Source organism: Bradyrhizobium sp. UFLA05-109, from assembly GCF_054185165.1.
On record NZ_JBBIAR010000024.1, the window covers coordinates 1 to 18,996 of the forward strand.

Genomic DNA, 18,996 nt, shown 5'->3' on the forward strand with positions numbered 1-18,996 from the left:
AAAGCGCGTTCGCGATGCCCTCTACATGGCCGCTCTCAACGCGGTTCGCCGGGCCGACCTCTTCAAGGCCTTCTACTTGCGACTGAGGCAGGCCGGTAAACCAGCCAAACTCGCCCTCATTGCCGTTGCCAGGAAGCTGCTGACCATCCTCAACGCGATGATGCGCGACGGAAAGCCATATAAAATCGCTCCATCAACATAACAGTTGCCGGCCTTCGCCGGGACGACAATCGAGGTTGTGGTGGCCCCGACTACCGCGCTACGCGTCGCCACGAGTCTCTCACTGGCTCGCCCATACGATCCTTGCGATCCACGCGACATCGGCAACTGCGAGCGTGCGCTCGTCCTGCGCGCCATCGAGTGACTGCAATTCCAGCAACTTCGCCGTGCGGCGCTTCAGCGCCTTCACCAGCATCTCGCCGGCCCGGGTCTTCACCACCACGCGGTCGCCCTTGCGGATCGGTGTGCCCGGCGAGACCAGGATGACGTCGCCGTCGCGATAGGGTGCGAGCGCATCGCCTGCAATCTCCAGCGCAAAGCTGTGATCGTCCTCGGCCAAGGGCAGCGCGACTTCGCTCCAGCCCTTGCCGGCGGGAAGGCCTTGCTCGTCGAAATGGCCGCTTGTCCCAGCCTGCGCGAAACCGAGCAGCGGAACCGAGCGGCCGTCGCGCGCGCCATCGCCGATCAGCTGCACGAAGGTCTCGATCGAGGAGCCGGCGGCCGCGAGCGCTTTTGCGATCGATTCAGTCGAGGGCCAGCGTTCCCGGCCGTCGGAAGTCACGCGCTTGGACTTGTTGAAGGTTGTGGGATCGAGCCCCGCACGCTTGGCCAGCCCCGACGGCGACAGCCCGGCACGCACCGCGAGCCGATCCAGGGCGCCCCAGATCTGCTCGTGAGTCAGCATCCTCTGCGCTTTGGCCTGTCTGATCATCCGCGATCCGGCCCGCCTAGGAAAACTAGCCTCAAATCAACCGGTTTTCCGTTTTCGGTGCAAGAGGCGGCAGGCAAGTCTTGAGTTCGAAAGTTGTGGCCTTTACGGTCGCGCCCGGGTTTGGGACCCTTGGGAGCGAAAACCCCAAGAGACTCAACGAGCAAGCGCAAGCAGGACACCGCGACTGGTGGTCAAGATCTATAAAATTTGTGCCGCTTCGGCCTGGCGTGAGGCCGAGCGGGAGGGTGTGTACCGGGGCAGCACGGATGATGCGCGCGACGGCTTCATCCATTTCTCGACCGCCGCCCAGGTTCCCGAGACCGCGCGGAAGCATTTTTTCGGTCAGCGTGCGCTGTTCCTGGTCGAGATCGACGGCGATGCGCTCGGCGATGCTCTGCGCTGGGAGCGCTCGCGCAACGACGAGCTGTTTCCGCATCTCTATGGCGAGCTCGATCTCGGTGCGGTGATCTCGATCATCAATCTCGCCTTGCGCTCCGACGGCAATCACGACATTCCGGAGCTTGCCCCGTGATCCGCGCGTTCGACGCCCTCTCGCTGCCGGTCCTGCGCTGGCTCGATCCGGAGGATGCGCATCGCCTGGCGATCCAGGGCCTGCGCTTCCTGCCGCCGACCAAGCCGCGCACTGATGATCCGAAACTGGCGGTGCGGGCCTTCGGCCTGAATTTTCCCAATCCGATCGGCATGGCTGCGGGCTTCGACAAGAGCGCGGAAGTGCCGGATGCGCTGCTGCGGCTCGGCTTCGGCTTCGTCGAGATCGGCTCGGTGACGCCGCGCCCGCAGAGCGGCAATCCGCGGCCGCGGCTGTTTCGCCTGGAGCGCGATGAAGCCGTCATCAACCGCATGGGCTTCAACAATGACGGCGCGGCTATTGCGCTGCGGCGCCTTGCGGCGCGCGCAGGGAACGGCGGCATCGTCGGCGTCAATGTCGGAGCCAACAAGGACTCGCCCGATCGCGTCGCCGATTACGTCAAGCTGATCGAGACCTTCGCCCCGGTCGCGAGCTATTTCACCGTCAACGTCTCCTCGCCGAATACGCCGGGCCTGCGCAACTTGCAGGAGGGCGCGCTGCTCGACGATCTCCTCGCGCACGTGATCGACGCGCGCGAGCGGGTGCGCGAAAAGGCCGGTGACACCCCGGTGTTGCTCAAGATCGCGCCGGATTTGAGCCTCGCCCAACTCGACGACGTCGTGCAGGTCGCCCGCGCGCGCAAGGTCGACGGCATGATCGTGTCGAACACGACGATCGCGCGGCCGAGCACGCTGCGCGAGCAGATGCGCGCGAAGGAGCAGGGCGGTCTCTCCGGCCGGCCGCTGTTCCGTCTGTCGACGCGCATGGTTGCGGAGACCTATGTGCGCGTCGAAGGCGCGTTCCCGCTGATCGGCGTCGGAGGCGTGGATTCCGGCGGCGCGGCGCTGACAAAAATCCGCGCCGGAGCGAGCCTGATCCAGCTCTATTCGTCGCTGGTCTACAAGGGCCTCGGCCTCGTCGATGAGATCAAGCGCGATCTGACTTCCACGCTGTTGCGCACCGGGCGCGACTCGCTGTCCGAGATCGTCGGCGCCGACGCCGCAACGCTCACCGCCGAGGATTGGCCCGGGATGTGAGCCGTAGCCGCGTAGCCCGGATGGAGCGAAGCGTAATCCGGGGTGTGTCCGCGCGCTGGGGAGACCCGGATTTCGCTGCGCTCCATCCGGGCTACGGTTTTGAAAACGTCGCCCTGAACAGCGCCGGATAACGCAACCCCTGCAAGCCGCCGCGCGCGACGTAGAAGCCGAGCAGCGCGGTCCACAGTCCGGCGTTGCCGAACGCTTGCAGCGCCCACCATGTGCCCAGAAAAATCCCGAGCGAGGCCAGCATCAGATTGCGCATCTCGCGCGCCCAGGTCGCGCCGACATAGATGCCGTCGAAGCCGAACGCGAACACGCCCGGCAGCGGCGCGAGAATGATGAAGACGAGGAAATCCCGCGCGCTGCGGCGGACCTCTTCGCTGGCGGTCATCAGGTTGATCAGCGCCGGGCCGAACAGGGCGAACAGCACCGCGACGACGACGGAGAAACCGACGCCCCAGAGCAGCACCAGCCGCGTCGAATCGGCAAAGCCGCGTGCGTCGCGCGCGCCAAAGGTGCGGCCGCAGAGCTGCTGCGCGGCGTTGGCAAGGCCGTCGAGGAAGAAGGCGCTGACCAACAGGAAATTGTTGAGCACCGCATTGGCTGCCAGCGTGACGTCGCCGGCCCGCGCGCCCTTGGCGGTGAAGAACAGGAACACGGTGATCAGCGCTGCGGTGCGCACCATGATGTCGGAGTTGACCGACAGCATCCGGATCAGCTTGGCGCGGTCGAACAACCGCGCGTGGGGAATGGCGAGGCCGCCTTTGGCGAGACGCCGTGCCACCACCACGCTGAGCAGGAAACCCGCGGCCTCCGCGATGACGGCGGCGATCGCGGCACCTGCAATCCCGGTGTCATAGACCAGCACCAGCAGTATGGTGGCCGCCATGTTGATGAGGTTGATCACGATCTGCTGGAGCAGCGCAAGATTGGCGCGGGCGAGCCCCACCAGCCAGCCGAGCACGACATAATTCGCGAACGCCAGCGGCGAGGACCAGATGCGGATCGCGAAATAGGCCTTTGCGGCCCGCGTGACGCCCTCGCTGCCGCCCATCAGGCTGAACAGCACGGCGCCGAGCGGCACCTGGAGCGCGATCAGCGCGACGCCGATCAGGCCGGCCACGATAAAGCCGCGCACGAGGATTGCGCTCGTCTCCGCCGTCTCACCGGCGCCGAGCGACTGCGCGGTGAAGGCGAGCGTGCTCATGCGCAGGAAGGCGAACAGCCAGAACAGGCAGTCGAAGATCACCGAGGCCATCGCGACGCCACCGAGCAGCGCGGCATCGTTCAGTCGCCCGATGGCCGTGGTCGAGACCACGCCGATCAGCGGCGTGGTCAGGTTCGCGACCATCGCGGGGCCCGCGATGGCAAACACCTGCCTGGTGGTGACCCTGGGATGGACGGGTGCGTGCATGTCAGAACACGAGCACCATGCCGTCCTCCGCCGCCAGATGCGGCACGTCATCAAGGCGCGACAGCACGTCGTCGCTCATATGGGTGAGGACGAGCCGCTTGGCACCGATCTCGGGTAGATGCTGTTCCAAAGTCTTCAGGCTGAGATGGTTCTTGACCACCTTCTCGTACATGTAGGCCTCGGCGATGAAAAGGTCCGCGCCATGCGCCAGCGGAATGAGCGTCTCCGTCCATTCGGTATCGGCGCTATAGGCGAGCACACGGCCTTCGGCTGCGATGCGATAGCCGAGGAACGGCCCACCGGACTCGCCATGCACGACGGGATAGGGCGTCACCGTCACGCCACCGAAGCTGCGGCTTTCCTCCGGGGAAAGCGCAACGATGGAAAGATCGAAGCGCTGCTTGGTTTTCGATGAAAGCTCGAACAGCGCTTCCATCACCTGCGCGAGCCGCATCTCGATCCCTTGCGGGCCGGCGATCACCAGCGGCCGCGTTCTCTTGGAAAACTGTGCGTCGACCAGGAAGAACGGCAGGCCGGCAAAATGATCGCCGTGGAAATGCGTGATCAGGATCAGGTCGATCGCATCACGATCGATCTCGAGCCGCTTCAAGGCCGACACGGAGGAGGCACCGCAATCGATCAGGAAATTGGCTTCGCGTCCGGTGACGTGGAAGCAGGTGTTCAACCTGCCGCCCGAGCCGAACGCGTCACCGCAGCCGACGAAGCGCAATTGCATCGGCTGCGCGCTCCCTAAAGCATGCTTCGGACCCGAAGGGCCGCGTCAGCGCAAAGTGTGAAGCGGTTTTCCGACAAGATCATGCTCAAAACATGCCTACCGGCCGCGCGGCGCGCCGAACAGGCGCGACAGGAACCACACGGGGATCACGATGACTGCGCCAAGCAGGAAGTAGCGCCACAGCCAGTTGACCGCGTCGAAGCCGAGGTCCCACAGCCGCTGGAACAAGAGGCGAATGCTATGGATGATATTCCAGGGATCGAAGCCGATCGCGGCCAGCACGACGCCGACCAGGATCGAGAGCAGGACGAGGCGGAATGCGACCGCCAGCGGCGAGCCACCGAGAAAGCGGTACAGGCCGTCATGGCTTGCCGGCAAATCTCTGACGTCGTTGGCCATCTCAAAAAAACTCCTCAGCGGATTCGATCCCCATTATAGGGCACGGCGAGGCAGATGGGGAACCCGCGTTCCCCCGTCAATCGGCTTACCGCATTTTAATATCAGGCAAAAACGGGCGCGGCGATCTCCGACGCCACGGCGCGTCGCGGGAAAGCAACAACGGTAAGGTAAATGTGCATGTTCATGGGGGTGTGAACGCCCATCAATTCTCATCCCGTTGCGTCCGCCCCATAAGGGCGCGGCGCGATGTCGATGCCGGCATCGTGCAAGTTCTGGGACCGCCGCCGGGGCCAATTATGGGTTCTGTGCATATATGCTCGCCGGCTTTGCGCTGGCCGGCGGCGGGACCATTTTTTCGCGCAAAGGCGCGGACGGGTTTAGTTGGAGCGATGGGGCCGCGGGCGCACTCCACCTCTCCCGCTTGCGGGAGAGGTCGCGCCGAAGGCGCGGGTGAGGGCTGTGTCCTCTCGGGGGTTCTCGATTGCGGAGACACCCTCTCCCCAACCCTCTCCCGCAAGCGGGAGAGGGGGCGCATTTCCCTCCTGGCCGCGATCGAACGCTTTCAGGCCTCCACTTCTGCCGCTTCGCTCTTCAGCATCCTTTCCAGCGTCTCCAGCCGGTCGGCCTCGCGTGGCGGCTTGTCCCAGCGCAGGCGGCTGATGCGGGGAAAGCGCATGGCGACGCCCGACTTGTGCCGCGGCGAGCGCTGCAATCCTTCGAAGGCGACCCCCAGCACCAGCCCCTTGTCGGGCTCGTGCACGACATGGCGCACGGGGCCGAACTTTTCCGTGGTGTTGCGGCGGACGAAGCGGTCGATCTCGAGCAGTTCCTCGTCGGTGAAGCCGAAATAGGCCTTGCCGACCGGCACCAGCTCGTCGCCGGCTTCGCCTTCGGTCCAGACACCAAAAGTATAGTCGGAATAATACGACGAGCGCTTGCCGTGGCCGCGCTGCGCATACATCAGCACGGCATCGATGATGTGCGGATCGCGTTTCCACTTCCACCATTGTCCCTTCGGCCGCCCCGGCAGATAAGGCGCATCGCGCCGCTTCAGCATCAGGCCTTCGACGGCTTCGGCGTCCTCACCGGCGCCGGCAGGATCGGCGCGTGCGGCGGTGAGCGCGTCCCAGCTATCGAAAGGCACTGTCGGTGACAAATCGATGCGGGAATCGCCGAGCTTCTTGATGAAGGTTTCGAGATGCCTGCGCCGCTCGGCAAAGGGCAGCTCGCGCAAATCGTTCTCGTCATCGCCGAGCAGATCGTAGGCGCGCAGGTGAATCGGAAACTCCTTGATCAGCTTTGGCGAGACGACCTTGCGGTTGAGCCGCTGCTGGAGGACGTTGAAGCTCTGCACGCGGCCGTCGCGTACGACCAGCAGTTCGCCGTCGATAGCGCCGGGCAGGTGCAGCGACGGCACGAGGTCCGGAAAGCTTCCCGTGATGTCCTCGCCGGTGCGCGAATAAAGCCGCACGGTGATATGTCCGCGATCGTCGCGGCCCGCGACCGCCTGCACGCGGATGCCGTCCCATTTCCACTCGGCGATGTAATCGGCGGGATCGAGGTTTTGGAAATCTGAGTCCTCGATCGCATGCGCCAGCATTACCGGGCGGAACGGCGCCGGATCGCGATTGACGGGCTTTTCCGCGCGGCCCTCGAGCCAGGCGAACAGGTCGAGATAGGGCGGGGCGAGGCCGGGCCAGATCAGCTCGATCTCATGCGGATCCTTGTCGCCGAGCGCGGCGGCCGCGGTTTTTGCCAGACGCGCGGAGACGCCGATGCGCAAGGCACCGGTGACGAGCTTCAGCAGCGCCCAGCGGCCGGTCTCGTCGAGCTCGTCGAGCCACCGCGCAAGCTGGCCCGGCAGCTCGGTCTTGCCGAGCGTGCGCAGCGTGGTGACGACGTCGGTGAGGGTTGGAGGCGGCGGATTGTTGTGGGCGGCAAGTTCGGACTTCGGCCACATCAGTGCCACCGTCTCCGAGAGATCGCCGACATAATCATACGACAGCCCGAACAGCACCTCATCGGTGCGCGCCGCGATGAGATCGCGGATCAACCCCGGCTTAGCATGCTTGAAGCTCAACGCGCCCGTGAGCGCGGCCAACGCATAGCCGCGGTCGGGATCGCCGACCTCGCGAAAATAGCTCGTGATCAGCCGCAGCTTGTTGTTGCGGCCGGGCTCGTAGGCAAGGCGATCGAGCAGCTCGGCGAACCGGTTCATGCTTCGGTCTCGCTCGCAAGCGGCGTCTCGCTCTCCTCTTCGTCGCCATAGCCGACGAGATCGAGCGGCTGGGCCCGCAAACCTTTGCTCTTGCACCAATGCACCAGCGCGTCTTCCTGGCCGTGCGTGACCCAGATTTCCCCTGCGCCAGTTGCAGCAATTGTCGCGGTGAGGCCGTCCCAATCGGCATGATCGGAAATCACCAGCGGCAATTCGACGCCACGTTGCCGCGCCCGCGCGCGCACCCGCATCCAGCCCGAGGCGAATGCGGTGACGGGATCGGGAAAGCGGCGCGTCCAGAGATCGGATGTGGCCGACGGCGGCGCCAGCGTGATGGTGCCGGCGAGAGCCGCCTTCTTCACGCCCTTCGCCGGCCGCAGCTCGCCAAGCTCGATGCCGCGGCCCTGATAATATTGCGTGATCGTCTCCATTGCGCCATGCAGATAGATCGGCGCGTCGTATCCGGCCGCGCGCAACAGCGCGATCACGCGCTGCGCCTTGCCGAGCGAATAGGCGCCGACGAGATGCGCGCGCTCCGGAAATAGCGCGACGGAGGCGAGCAGCTTTTTCACCTCGTCTGCGGCATCGCCATGGCGAAACACCGGCAGGCCGAACGTCGCCTCGGTGATGAAGACATCGCAGGACACGAGCTCGAACGGCGCGCAGGTCGGGTCCGGGGCATCCTTGTAGTCGCCGGAGGCGACGATGCAGGTGTCCTGACAGGTCACCGCGATCTGGGCCGAGCCCAGCACGTGGCCTGCGGGGTGAAACTTCACCTTGACGTCGCCGAGCCGGATCTCCTCGCCATAGCGGATCGCCTGCGTCGTGCCGGCAAAGTTCTCGCCATAGCGCAGGCGCATCATGTCCAGTGTCTCCTGCGTCGCCAGCACGGCGCCGTGGCCGGCTCGCGCATGGTCGGAATGGCCGTGGGTGATCACGGCGCGCTCGACCGGGCGGACAGGATCGATATGGAAGCCGCCCGGCTTGCAGCACAGGCCGGCAGCAGTTGGCAACAGGATGTCTTGCGGGCGCATTTCTGTCATATAGGCTGCGCCACCGCGCCCTTCGAGTCATCGGCCTGCATCGTCCTCCTGGTTCCAAAAATGCCCCTGCGCCTGTTTCTGTCCTCCGGCGATCTGATGGCCGACCGCCGTTTCGAGTTCGCGCGCGACCTCCAGCTCAAGGGCGATTTGCCGGCCGCTGCCGATCTGTTGGAGCAGGCGATCGAGCTGGCGCCGAACTTCACTTCGGCCTGGTTCACGCTCGGCGAAATCCGTCAGCAGCTCGGAGAGCGCGACAGCGCGATCGCGGCGTTTCGCAAGGCGCGCGACGCCGATCCCGAGGACCAACACGGCGCCGGCCTGCATCTGATGCGGCTCGGCGACGAGCAGATGGCGGAAATGCCGAAAGCCTATGTGCAGGCGCTGTTCGACCAATACGCGCCGCGCTTCGAGCATGCGCTGATCAACGATCTCGGCTATCGCGCGCCCGCGCTGATCTTCAAGGCGGTGCTGGCGGCGCGCGTCGCCGCGAAGAAGCCGGCCTTCTTCAAACGCACCATAGATCTCGGCTGCGGCACCGGGCTTGCGGCCGCCGCCTTCGCCAGGCAGGTCGATCATTTCATCGGCATCGACCTGTCGCCCGGCATGATCAAGGAAGCGCGCGCCACCGGCTTGTATGCCGAGTTGGAGGTCGCCGACATGATCGAAGGCTTGCGCGGCAAGAGCGATGCAAGCGCAAACCTGGTCGTGGCTGCGGATGCGTTTGTATATCTGTCCGATCTCGCGCCGGTGTTGATGGAAGCACGACGCGTCCTCGCATCCGGCGGCACGCTTGGCTTCACGCTCGAGACCCATGACGGCAGCGGTGTCGTCCTGGGCGAAGGCCTGCGTTATGCCCATGCCGCGGAATATGTGCGTGGCGCCATCGCGAAGGCCGGCCTCAAGCTCCTGACGCTGGAGCCGGCCTCGCCGCGCAACGAGAACAACGAGCCGGTGCGCGGCCTCGTCGTCGTCGCCGAGAAAACTTGAGTCTAGGCGCTAGGGTTGCTGCAAATTGAGCTGCATTGCGCCGCAAAAGCGCAACCTTGCCACTTGCGATGCGCGCCCTGATGTCCGCACAATGCGCGGCATCAGGGAGACAACGCCAATGACAAAAAATCCATCACGGCGTGAATTCAGCGCCGGCGCATTTGCCACCATCGCAGCCTCGACCTTATCAGCGCCTTATGTCTGGGCCGCCGAGAAGAAATATGATGCGGGCGCCAGCGACACCGAGATCAAGATCGGTCAGACCGTGCCGCATTCCGGCCCCGGCTCGCTCTACGGCGTGCTGGGTCGCGTCGGCGAAGCCTATTTCCAGATGCTGAACGAGAAGGGCGGCATCAACGGGCGCAAGGTCAAGTTCCTCACCATGGACGATGCCTACAGTGCGCCGAAATGCGTCGAGGCGACGCGCAGGCTGGTGGAGCAGGAGGAGGTACTGGCGCTCTACGGCTCGCTCGGCACCGCACCGCAGACCGCCGTGCACAAATATCTCAATTCCAAGGGCGTGCCACAGCTCCTGCTCAACACCGGCGCGTCGAAGTGGAATAATCCGAAGGAATTCAAATGGACGATGGCGGGCCTGCCGCTCTATCCGACCGAAGCGCGCATCCTCGCCAAGCACGTCATCAGCGTGAAGCCGAACGCGAAGATCGGTATCCTCTACCAGAACGATGATTTCGGTCGCGACTTCCTCGGTCCTTTCAAGAAGGTGCTTTCCGATGCCGGCGGCGCCGCGCAGGTGATCCTGGAGCAGACCTACGACCTGACCGATCCGACCATCGACTCCCAACTCGTCAATCTCTCCAAGTCGGGCGCCGATGTCTTCTACAACATCTCCACCGGCAAGGCGTCGTCGCAGTCGATCCGCAAAGCGGCCGAGCTCGGCTGGAAGCCGCTGCAATTGCTCTCGGCGGGCTCGACCGGCAAGTCGATCCTCAGCGCCGCCGGCTTCGAGAACGCCAACGGTATCGTCGCGATCCGCTATTCAAAGGACGCCGGCCCCGGCCCCTGGGAGAACGACAAGGACGTGATCGCGTTCGACACGTTGCGCAAGAATTATCTGCCGAACGTCGATCCCGACAATACTATTGCCTATGCCGGTTACGGCCAGGCCGTGACCATGGGCGAGATCCTGCGCCGCTGCGGCGACGAGCTCACGCGCGAAAACGTGCTGAAGCAGGCCGCAAACCTCAACGGCTTCCACTCGCCCTTCTTCCTCGACGGCGTCGACTACAGCTACACGCCCAATGACTACACGCCGATGAAGACGCTCTTCATCTCGACCTTCAACGGCAAAGACTGGCAGGTCTCGGACAAGCCGGTGACGGAGTAGCGGGGGCCCGTACCCCTCGACGAGATGCCCTAGGGTGGGCAAAGGCGCTCTTGCGCCGTGCCACCATCCCTATTTGATTGCGACAGAAGAGGTGGGCACGCTTCCGCTTTGCCCACCCCACGAAAATGCCGACAGCGAACCAAATCGCTCGGTTACCCTCGACGAACCCGTCCCCACGGCTTACCTCTTGTGCCGTGCCGCCCCGTATCCTCACCGCATCGGCCGAGCCGGCCGCGCTGCTCCCCGACCGCTTCCAGACATGGTTCGCGGCCCGCGGCTGGTCGCCGCGCGCGCATCAATTGGCGCTCTTGGAAAAGGCCCGCGAGGATCGCTCCGCGCTCTTGATCGCGCCGACCGGCGCCGGCAAGACGCTGGCGGGATTTTTGCCGACGCTGGTGGAGCTTTCTTCTCCATCCCCCCATGAGGCGCGGGGAGGGGGGTGGCCACGGACACCGCTGCGTGCCGACGAAAAGCCCAAGCTCATCTCCACCGGCCGCGCCGTTCAGCGCACCGGCGGCCTCCACACCCTCTACATCTCGCCGCTGAAAGCGCTCGCCGTCGATATCGCGCGCAATCTGGAACGGCCGATTGCGGAGATGGGGCTGCCGATCAAGGTCGAGACTCGCACCGGCGATACGCCGGTATCGCGGCGCCAGCGCCAGCGCCGCTATCCGCCGGACATCCTGCTGACAACACCCGAGCAGCTCGCATTGCTGCTCTCTTCCGACGATGCGCCGTTCCTGTTCTCTTCGCTGAAGCGCGTGGTGCTCGACGAGTTGCACGCGCTCGTCACCTCCAAGCGCGGCGATCTGCTCTCGCTGGGGCTTGCGCGATTATGGCGGCTCGCGCCCGAAATGCGCATGATTGGCCTGTCCGCGACGGTGGCCGAGCCGGAATCCCTGGCGCGCTTTCTGATGCCGCAGCCCGGCGGCAAGGCCGCTGCGGCCGACATCGTCATGGCCGGCGGCGCGGCCGCGCCGATCGTCGAGATGCTGGATACGAGCGAGCGCCTGCCCTGGGCCGGTCACACCGCGCGCCATGCGCTGGCCGAGGTCTACGAGCTGATCAAGGCGAACAAGACCACGCTGGTCTTCGTCAACACCCGCAGTCAGGCCGAGATGCTGTTCCAGGAGCTCTGGCGGATGAACGACGACGGCCTTGCGATCGCACTGCATCATGGCTCGCTCGACGTCGCGCAGCGCCGCAAGGTCGAGGACGCGATGTCGGCGGGAAAACTGCGCGGCGTGGTCTGCACCTCGTCGCTGGATCTCGGCGTCGACTGGGGCGACGTCGATCTCGTCATCAATATCGGCGCACCAAAAGGCTGCTCGCGGCTGATGCAGCGCATCGGCCGTGCCAATCATCGTCTCGATGAGGCCTCGCGCGCGGTGCTGGTGCCGGCCAACCGGTTCGAGGTGCTGGAGTGCCGCGCCGCGATCGATGCGATCGCGGAGAATGCGCAGGATACGCCGCCGCTCCGAATCGGCGCGCTCGACGTGCTCGCCCAGCACGTGCTCGGCTGCGCCTGCGGCGAGCCGTTCTTCTCGGGCGAGCTCTATGACGAGGTGCGCACGGCCGCGCCTTACGCAGACCTCTTGCGGCAGGATTTCGACGACGTCGTCGATTTCGTCGCCACCGGCGGCTATGCGCTGAAAACCTATGAGCGCTTCGCGCGCATCAAGCAGGACAAGCAGGGGCGCTGGCGCGTCGCCAATCCAAAAGTGCGGCAGAGCTATCGCCTCAACGTCGGCACCATCGTCGAGGAGCCGATGCTCAAGGTGCGGCTGGTGCGCTCGCGCTCGACCGGTACCGGTTCGACCGGTGCGATCGCGCGCGGCGGCCGCGTGCTCGGCGAGATCGAGGAATATTTCATCGAGGGCCTCAGCCCCGGCGACACCTTCGTGTTCGGCGGCGAGGTGGTGCGCTACGAGGCGCTGGCCGAGGACCAGGCCTATGTCTCCCGCGCGCATGACGCCGATCCCAAGGTGCCTTCCTATATGGGCGGCAAATTTCCGTTGTCGACTTATCTGGCCGAGCGCGTGCGCCGGCTGCTGGATGACAGGCGCGCGTGGGGTGCCCTGCCGGAACAGGTGCGCGACTGGCTGTCATTGCAAAAGGATGTTTCTCGCGTGCCTGCGGTGAGCGACCTCCTGGTCGAAACGTTTCCACGCGGCAACAAGCATTACCTGATCTGCTATCCCTTCGAGGGACGGCTCGCGCACCAGACGCTCGGCATGCTGCTCACGCGGCGGCTGGAGCGCACCCGCGCCCGGCCGCTCGGTTTCGTCGCCAATGAATATGCGGTTGCGATCTGGGGGCTGGGCGATGCCTCCTTCATGATCCGCAATGGCCAGCTTGATCTCAACGCGTTGTTCGATCCTGATATGCTCGGCGATGACCTCGAGGCGTGGCTCGCCGAGTCCGCGCTGATGAAGCGCATGTTCCGCAATTGCGCGCTGATCTCCGGCCTGATCGAGCGCCGTTTCACGGATGAAGACAAGAGCCGGCGGCAGGTGCTGTTCTCGACCGACCTCGTCTACGACGTCCTGCGCAAGCACCAGGCCGATCACATGCTGCTGCGCGCCGCGCGCGCCGATGCCGCCACGGGCCTGCTTGACTTGCGCCGGCTGGGGGACATGCTCGCGCGCATCCACGGTCACGTCACGCACCGGGAACTCGACCACGTCTCGCCGCTCGCCGTCCCCGTGATGCTGGAAATCGGCCGCGAGTCAGTTTATGGCGAAGCTGCAGAAGAGCTTCTGGCGGAAGCCGCCGACGAGCTCGTCAAAGAGGCGATGTCTAGATAGCCAGCGAATGATTGTTTGGGGCGCCACTCTCTCAACGTCGTCATGCCCGGGCTTGACCCGGGCATCCACGCCTTTCTTGCCGCGCGCGCTACGTGGATGGCCGGGACAAGCTCGGCCATGACGGAGCAAGGGACACTTTCCATCACGACTTCTCGCACTCTCGATGTTGCGGGTGCATCGCTTGTCACGGATATCTCCGGCGCGCTGTTCTGGGACGAGCAGCGCCTGCTCGTCGTCTCCGACCTGCATCTGGAAAAAGGCTCGAGCTTCGCCGCGCGAGGTGTACTGCTGCCGCCTTACGACACCGTCGCGACACTCGGTCGCCTCGCGGCGGTGATCGCGCGGCACGATCCGCGGATCGTGATCGCACTCGGCGACAGCTTTCACGATCGCTGCGCGCACGAGCGCTTGTCGATTGAGGATCGCGGCGCCATGACCACGCTCCAGACCGGCCGCGACTGGATCTGGATCTCGGGCAATCACGACCCGGCGCTGCCGCGCGATCTCGGCGGTACCGTTGCCGACGAGATCGCGATCGGCCCGATCACTTTTCGCCACGAGCCGACCGGCGCGCATGGCGAGATCGCCGGCCATCTCCATCCGAAGGCGCGCATCACCGCACGCGGCCGTTCGATGGAGCGGCGCTGCTTCGCCTCGGACGGGATGCGCGCCGTGATGCCGGCCTTCGGCGCCTATGCCGGCGGCCTCAGCATCCGCGACGCCGCGTTTGCACGTGTGTTCGGCGCGCGCCACTTCACCGCGCATCTCCTCGGCGACCGCCGCGTCCACGCGATTGCCGCATCGCGGTGTTGTTGATGCACTTCGTAGGGTGGGTTAGCGAAGCGTAACCCACCTCTTTCGTTTCCGCGGAGACAAACAGTGGTGGGTTACGCCTTCCGCTAACCCACCCTACGCATCGCGCAAGATCAAGCCGCCTTCGCCTGCACCGTATCGCAGAACTCGGCCAAGCGATCCGCAAGTCGCAGCGTGGCCGGGCTCGCGCCCGGCGAGGCCATCAGTGCGACCTCCGTCCTGTTGATTGGCGCAAAGCCGTCCTTTGCGGTCAGGACGCGGTGATCGGACTGGATCGCCATTTCCGAGAGAATGCTCAGGCCCATGCCGGCGGCGACGGCGGCCTGGATGCCGGCGAGGCTCGATGACGTATAGGCCATGTGCCAGGGCCGGCCGGCGCTTTCGAGCGCGTGGATGGCGCCGGCGCGGTAGAGGCAGCCGAGCGGAAAGCCGATCAGTGGCACCGACGACGCCTTCGCGTCGATCGGATGGCTCTTGCTGGTCACCCAATGCACCCGCTCCGGCCACACCGCAATCGCCCCCTTCTCGCCGGCCTCGCGCTTGTACAGCGCAAGATCGAGTTCGCCGCGTTCGAGATCGCGGGACAGGTTCTTGCTCTGGTCGGCGCGCACGTCGAGCCGCAGGCCCGGATGCGAGCGCGAGAACGCGCCAAGCAGCTTCGCCAGCCGATAGGCGGCGAAATCCTCGGGGATGCCCAGCCGGATCGCGCCTTCGCTGCCCGGCTGGCCGAGCACGTCGCGCGCCTCCTCGGCGAGCGACAGCAGGCGCCGCGCGTAGGACAACAACCGCTCGCCGGCCTCGGTCGGGCGCACGTCCTTGCCGTCACGGTGCAGCAGCACCTGGCCGACGTCCTCTTCCAGCCGCTTGATCTGCTGGCTGACCGTCGATTGCGTGCGATGGACGCGTTCGCTGGCGCGGGTGAAGCCGCCGGCATCGACCACCGAGACGAAGCTGCGCAGAAGCTCCAGATCGAGCATTTGCCGCCTCCATTCGAAAATCCACTGTATGATAGTAAATCATTTAATTTCCAAATGACAAGGGGACTCCCTAGATCGAGGGCTCAGGAGAATGCCAAGAGAAACTGCCATGTCGCTCGCCCCCTCGATCGCCATCCCCCGCGCCCGCTTCAATCCGCTGCCGCTTTACATCGGCCTGTTCTGCCTGCTCTGGAGCTTTGCCTTCGTCGCCGGCAAGATCGGCGTCACCGACTGCCCGCCGCTGATCCTGCTCGCGGCGCGCTTTTCGCTCGCCGGCATCTTGATCCTCGGCGTCTCGGCGCTGCGCCGCGATGCGTGGGAGATGACCTGGCGTGACGCCGCAATGTTCGCCGTGCTCGGCATAGCCAACAACGCGCTCTATCTCGGGCTCGGCTATACCGGCCTGCAATCGGTCTCCGCCGGCCTCGGCGGATTGATCGTCTCGGCCAATCCGGTGTTCACCGCGGCGCTCGCCGCGCTGCTGCTCGGCGAGGGCATGACCTGGCGCAAGGCGAGCGGCCTGCTGCTCGGCGTTGTCGGGGTCACCTTCATCGTCTGGCATCGCCTCGCGGTCGGCACCGACAGCCTACACGGTATCGCCTTCACGCTGGCCTCGCTCGCCTCCATCGTCGCCGGCACCATTTTGTTCAAGCTGTTCGCGCCGAAGGGGAGCTTATGGATCGGCAACGGCATCCAGAACATTGCCGCCGGGATCGTGCTCACGCCGATCGCGCTTGGTTTCGCCGATATCCGCGCCATCCAGTACACGCCTGGTTTGATCGGCGCCTTCGCCTTCCTGGTGCTCGGCGGCTCGATCCTCGCTTATCTGCTCTGGTTCCATCTCCTGAAAGTGTGTGGCGCGACCGCGGCCAGCGCCTATCATTTCCTGATGCCGCCGCTCGGCATGCTGTTCGCGTTCCTCGTGTTGGGGGAGCATGTCGAGGCGCGCGATCTCCTGGGGATCCTTCCGGTGGCGATCGGCATTTATCTCGTGACGCGGCCCGCCCAAACCGTCGTGACCAAGTCCGTCTCGTAACAAGTCCGCCTCGTAACAGGAGTCCGCCATGCCCATCTCCATTACCCTGATCGGCGGCCCGACCGCGCTGATCGAGATCGACGGCTTTCGGCTCCTCACCGATCCGACCTTCGATGGTCCCGGCGCCTATCAACTGCCGCACGTCAAGCTTGAGAAGACGATCGGCCCCGCGCTGAAGGCCGACGCGATCGGCCCGGTGGATGCGGTGCTGCTGAGCCACGACCAGCACTCGGACAACCTCGACAATTCCGGCCGTGAACTCCTCTTCAAGATGAAACGCGTGCTGACGACGGAAGCGGGCGCAAAGCGGCTCGGCGGTCACATCGAAGGCCTTGCGCCCTGGGACACGACGCAAGTGAGGGATCGCGATGGCAACACGCTGACCATCACCGCAACGCCCGCACGCCATGGTCCAGCAGGCATCGAGCCGCTGTCGGGGGACGTCATCGGCTTCGTGGTGTCCTCCAGCAACAAGGACAGTCGCGCGATCTATATCAGCGGCGACACCACCTGGTTCGATGGTGTTGCGGAAGTCGCGCGCCGTTTCGATTGCGGCGTGGTGCTGCCGTTTGCCGGCGCTGCGCAGACGCGCGGGCCGTTCCATCTCACCATGGACACCAACGACACCGTCGAGACTGCGCGCGCCTTTCCCGATGCGGTGATCGTTCCCGTCCATACCGAAGGCTGGGCGCATTTCCGTCAGAACGGCGAGGATTTGCGCAAGACCTTCGACGTCCTCGGCTTCGGCCCACGCCTGCGCCTGCTCGAGCCCGGCGTGCCCACGGTGATCGAGGCGCCTTAGATTCTTCTGTCATGCCCCGGCTTGACCGGGGCATCCAGTACTCCGCGGCCGTTGTTGCGAGAGCGAGGTCGCCAACGCTGGCCTCTGGAATACTGGGTCGCCCGGTCAAGCCGGGCGACGACGAGTGGAGAGAGCGTAGCCCCCCTCAATCCTTCCTGAACACGATTGACGCGGACCAGCCGCACATCAGCGCCAGGGCAGCGGTGACGAGGCCGTAGATGAATCCGTTCTGCCGCGCGCTCGTGGCGACGAACTGCTCGAAGCCGACCTTGACGATCTCGAACGCCGTCTCGGTCTTGGTCACGAGCGCGCCGCCCGCGAACAGTTTTATCTCGACCTCATAGGTCCCGATCGGGACCTCGGCGGGCAGCGGAATGCCGGTGCGGAACAGCGTCGGCGTCAGGAACGTCACTGCGGACGGATCCTCGCGGTAGAGCCCGCGCTGCGTGCGCAAGCGGATGAAGGCGCTGCGGAACGCGTCGTCCGGTACCACGTCGGCATAATCGGAGCCGACGCGCTGCGTCAGCAGCACGTTGTTGAGCCCGATCTGCTGGCGCCGCGCGATCTCGGGCGAGGTGATCTGGTCGAAGGGGCGATTGGCGAACAGCGCGAGATAGCTCGGCACCTGCAAAAATTGCCGGTAATCGGTGTTGATCCAGATGCCGAACCTTCGCTCCTTGCGCCGCGTCACCATGTCGGCGCGCGGGCCCAGCACGGTGACGACGAGATCGTAGGCATTGCGATTGGCTGGCGTCGCCGCATCCCTCTCCACCGAGCCGAACAGCACCAGCTCCTCGCCGGAATAGTTTGGTGTCACGGTGACGCGGTGGTTGGAGACCGACACGATCAGCCGCTCGGCGCGCGCGGCGCCGCCGGGCAGCAGCATCATGAGAGCCGCCAGGAAATTGGCGATGATTGCGCGCGCGATCATCCCGTCACCCCGATCTCGCGGATGGTGAAGAGATCTTCGGGGCGGAGCACGAGCTCGACCGCAAAGCGCAAGCCGACGGCGAGGATGAGCAGGCCCAGCAGAAGCCGCAACTGCTCACCGCGAATCTTCTGGCCGGCGCGCGCGCCAAATTGTGCACCGGTGACGCCGCCGACCATGAGGATCAGCGCCAGCACCGCATCGACCAGATGATTGGTTACCGCATGCAGCATGGTCGCGAACAGCATGGTGACCAGCGTCAGGATCATCGAGGTCCCGATCACCGTCGAGGTCGGCACCCGCAGCAAATAGATCATGATCGGCACCAGGATGAAGCCGCCGCCAATGCCCATGACGGCACCAATGAAGCCGATGATGATGCCGACCACGACGACAGGGATCACCGACAGATAGATCTTCGAGCGCTTGAAGCGCATCTTCAGCGGCAGGCCGTGAATCCAGTTGTGCGTGCGCCGCAGCGGTACGGCGCCGCGCCGGGTCCGCATCATCGCGCGCAGGCCTTCCGAGAACATCAGGCTGCCCACCGTCGTCAGCAGCACCACGTAGGAGAGCGCGATCATCAGGTCGAGCTGGCCGAGTGCGCGCAGCTGCGTGAAGGTCCACACCCCGAGCGCGGTGCCCGTCACGCCGCCCAATAGCAGGACTGTCGCCAGAGCCGGGTCGATTGCGCGTCGTCGCCAATAGGAGATCGCGCCGGAAAAGGACGAGGCCGCGATGTGGCTCGCGACGGACGCGACCGCGACCGCGGGCGCAATGCCGATGAAGATCAGCAGCGGCGTCATCAGGAATCCGCCGCCGATCCCGAACATGCCCGAGACGAAACCGACCGCGGCGCCCATCGCGAGCACCAGGAACACATTGACCGGAAGATCAGCGATCGGGAGGTAAAGCTGCATCGGGCACGTTC

The 18,996-nt window shown here is 65.1% G+C and carries 17 protein-coding genes and 1 pseudogene; 9 read left to right on the forward strand and 9 right to left on the reverse strand.

From position 1 onward, the window contains the following. Nucleotides 1–202, forward strand: a pseudogene (locus Q3C01_RS18885) (IS110 family transposase); the annotation flags it as partial. 78 nt (nt 203–280) lie between these two features. Here the strand turns inward: Q3C01_RS18885 and Q3C01_RS18890 are convergent. After that, nucleotides 281–931 (reverse strand): S24 family peptidase, encoded by a 651-nt coding sequence (locus Q3C01_RS18890; protein ID WP_458146814.1) that lies wholly within the window; start codon nt 929–931, stop codon nt 281–283. Nucleotides 932–1,118: 187 nt separating this feature from the next. On the opposite strand from Q3C01_RS18890, the gene Q3C01_RS18895 reads away from it, so the two are divergent. Then, a complete protein-coding gene (locus Q3C01_RS18895; protein WP_458146815.1) occupies nt 1,119–1,463 on the forward strand; it encodes a DUF952 domain-containing protein in 345 nt (114 codons plus the stop codon). Then, a complete protein-coding gene (locus tag Q3C01_RS18900; RefSeq protein ID WP_458146816.1) occupies nt 1,460–2,557 on the forward strand; it encodes a quinone-dependent dihydroorotate dehydrogenase in 1,098 nt (365 codons plus the stop codon). Before Q3C01_RS18895 ends, Q3C01_RS18900 begins: the two co-directional genes overlap by 4 nt. A 91-nt stretch (nt 2,558–2,648) precedes the next feature. Here the strand turns inward: Q3C01_RS18900 and Q3C01_RS18905 are convergent, their stop codons facing one another. From Q3C01_RS18905 to Q3C01_RS18925, 5 genes are all read right to left on the reverse strand, one after another. Next, nucleotides 2,649–3,974, reverse strand: coding sequence for an MATE family efflux transporter (locus Q3C01_RS18905; RefSeq protein ID WP_458146817.1), 1,326 nt, complete (start codon nt 3,972–3,974; stop codon nt 2,649–2,651). A 1-nt stretch (nt 3,975) separates the two neighbouring features. Beyond that, complete coding sequence (locus Q3C01_RS18910) at nt 3,976–4,710, reverse strand: MBL fold metallo-hydrolase (RefSeq protein WP_458146818.1); 735 nt, start codon at nt 4,708–4,710, stop codon at nt 3,976–3,978. A gap of 96 nt (nt 4,711–4,806) precedes the next feature. After that, complete coding sequence (locus tag Q3C01_RS18915; RefSeq protein ID WP_283038374.1) at nt 4,807–5,109, reverse strand: DUF6460 domain-containing protein; 303 nt, start codon at nt 5,107–5,109, stop codon at nt 4,807–4,809. 562 nt (nt 5,110–5,671) lie between these two features. Then, on the reverse strand, nt 5,672–7,327 hold the full coding sequence (locus tag Q3C01_RS18920; protein WP_458146819.1) for an ATP-dependent DNA ligase: 1,656 nt from the start codon (nt 7,325–7,327) through the stop codon (nt 5,672–5,674). Further along, nucleotides 7,324–8,361: a ligase-associated DNA damage response exonuclease gene (locus Q3C01_RS18925; RefSeq protein ID WP_458146913.1), complete on the reverse strand. Its 1,038-nt coding sequence runs from the start codon at nt 8,359–8,361 to the stop codon at nt 7,324–7,326. Before Q3C01_RS18925 ends, Q3C01_RS18920 begins: the two co-directional genes overlap by 4 nt. Nucleotides 8,362–8,430: 69 nt before the next feature. Here Q3C01_RS18925 and Q3C01_RS18930 point away from each other — a divergent pair, with 69 nt between their 5' ends. The 4 genes from Q3C01_RS18930 to pdeM all read left to right on the forward strand — a co-directional run bounded on the left by Q3C01_RS18930 (nt 8,431) and on the right by pdeM (nt 14,328). Further along, nucleotides 8,431–9,357: a class I SAM-dependent DNA methyltransferase gene (locus Q3C01_RS18930; protein WP_458146820.1), complete on the forward strand. Its 927-nt coding sequence runs from the start codon at nt 8,431–8,433 to the stop codon at nt 9,355–9,357. A 118-nt stretch (nt 9,358–9,475) separates the two neighbouring features. Then, entirely contained in the window at nt 9,476–10,705 is a 1,230-nt protein-coding gene (locus Q3C01_RS18935) for an ABC transporter substrate-binding protein (protein ID WP_458146821.1), read from the forward strand. A 194-nt stretch (nt 10,706–10,899) separates the two neighbouring features. After that, nucleotides 10,900–13,512 (forward strand): ligase-associated DNA damage response DEXH box helicase, encoded by a 2,613-nt coding sequence (locus Q3C01_RS18940; protein ID WP_458146822.1) that lies wholly within the window; start codon nt 10,900–10,902, stop codon nt 13,510–13,512. Between the two features lie 117 nt (nt 13,513–13,629). After that, nucleotides 13,630–14,328: a ligase-associated DNA damage response endonuclease PdeM gene (gene pdeM, locus Q3C01_RS18945; RefSeq protein ID WP_458146823.1), complete on the forward strand. Its 699-nt coding sequence runs from the start codon at nt 13,630–13,632 to the stop codon at nt 14,326–14,328. A 110-nt stretch (nt 14,329–14,438) separates the two neighbouring features. Here pdeM and Q3C01_RS18950 read toward each other — a convergent pair whose 3' ends face one another. Then, complete coding sequence (locus Q3C01_RS18950; protein WP_458146824.1) at nt 14,439–15,302, reverse strand: LysR family transcriptional regulator; 864 nt, start codon at nt 15,300–15,302, stop codon at nt 14,439–14,441. A 109-nt stretch (nt 15,303–15,411) separates the two neighbouring features. Between Q3C01_RS18950 and Q3C01_RS18955 the strand changes: the two genes are divergently transcribed. Then, nucleotides 15,412–16,338 carry a DMT family transporter gene (locus Q3C01_RS18955; protein ID WP_458146825.1) on the forward strand — a complete coding sequence of 309 codons (927 nt, stop codon included), beginning with the start codon at nt 15,412–15,414 and terminating at the stop codon, nt 16,336–16,338. A gap of 28 nt (nt 16,339–16,366) precedes the next feature. After that, nucleotides 16,367–17,140: an MBL fold metallo-hydrolase gene (locus Q3C01_RS18960; protein WP_458146826.1), complete on the forward strand. Its 774-nt coding sequence runs from the start codon at nt 16,367–16,369 to the stop codon at nt 17,138–17,140. A gap of 145 nt (nt 17,141–17,285) precedes the next feature. On the opposite strand, the gene Q3C01_RS18965 is transcribed toward Q3C01_RS18960, so the two are convergent. Both Q3C01_RS18965 and Q3C01_RS18970 read right to left on the reverse strand, forming a co-directional pair. Continuing rightward, on the reverse strand, nt 17,286–18,071 hold the full coding sequence (locus Q3C01_RS18965) for a TIGR02186 family protein (protein WP_458146827.1): 786 nt from the start codon (nt 18,069–18,071) through the stop codon (nt 17,286–17,288). Beyond that, a complete protein-coding gene (locus Q3C01_RS18970) occupies nt 18,068–18,985 on the reverse strand; it encodes a sulfite exporter TauE/SafE family protein (protein WP_458146828.1) in 918 nt (305 codons plus the stop codon). The genes Q3C01_RS18965 and Q3C01_RS18970 overlap by 4 nt, the downstream gene beginning before the upstream one ends. Between the last annotated feature and the right edge of the window lie 11 nt (nt 18,986–18,996).

Coding starts and splice junctions, on each gene's coding strand:
- Q3C01_RS18970 (WP_458146828.1), bottom strand. CDS start 18,985: ATGCAGCTTTACCTCCCGATCGCTGATCTTCCGGTCAATGTGTTCCTG.
- Q3C01_RS18935 (WP_458146821.1), top strand. CDS start 9,476: ATGACAAAAAATCCATCACGGCGTGAATTCAGCGCCGGCGCATTTGCC.
- Q3C01_RS18955 (WP_458146825.1), top strand. CDS start 15,412: ATGTCGCTCGCCCCCTCGATCGCCATCCCCCGCGCCCGCTTCAATCCG.
- Q3C01_RS18960 (WP_458146826.1), top strand. CDS start 16,367: ATGCCCATCTCCATTACCCTGATCGGCGGCCCGACCGCGCTGATCGAG.
- pdeM (WP_458146823.1), top strand. CDS start 13,630: ATGACGGAGCAAGGGACACTTTCCATCACGACTTCTCGCACTCTCGAT.
- Q3C01_RS18950 (WP_458146824.1), bottom strand. CDS start 15,302: ATGCTCGATCTGGAGCTTCTGCGCAGCTTCGTCTCGGTGGTCGATGCC.
- Q3C01_RS18925 (WP_458146913.1), bottom strand. CDS start 8,361: ATGCGCCCGCAAGACATCCTGTTGCCAACTGCTGCCGGCCTGTGCTGC.
- Q3C01_RS18890 (WP_458146814.1), bottom strand. CDS start 931: ATGATCAGACAGGCCAAAGCGCAGAGGATGCTGACTCACGAGCAGATC.
- Q3C01_RS18910 (WP_458146818.1), bottom strand. CDS start 4,710: ATGCAATTGCGCTTCGTCGGCTGCGGTGACGCGTTCGGCTCGGGCGGC.
- Q3C01_RS18930 (WP_458146820.1), top strand. CDS start 8,431: ATGCCCCTGCGCCTGTTTCTGTCCTCCGGCGATCTGATGGCCGACCGC.
- Q3C01_RS18965 (WP_458146827.1), bottom strand. CDS start 18,071: ATGATCGCGCGCGCAATCATCGCCAATTTCCTGGCGGCTCTCATGATG.
- Q3C01_RS18915 (WP_283038374.1), bottom strand. CDS start 5,109: ATGGCCAACGACGTCAGAGATTTGCCGGCAAGCCATGACGGCCTGTAC.
- Q3C01_RS18905 (WP_458146817.1), bottom strand. CDS start 3,974: ATGCACGCACCCGTCCATCCCAGGGTCACCACCAGGCAGGTGTTTGCC.
- Q3C01_RS18920 (WP_458146819.1), bottom strand. CDS start 7,327: ATGAACCGGTTCGCCGAGCTGCTCGATCGCCTTGCCTACGAGCCCGGC.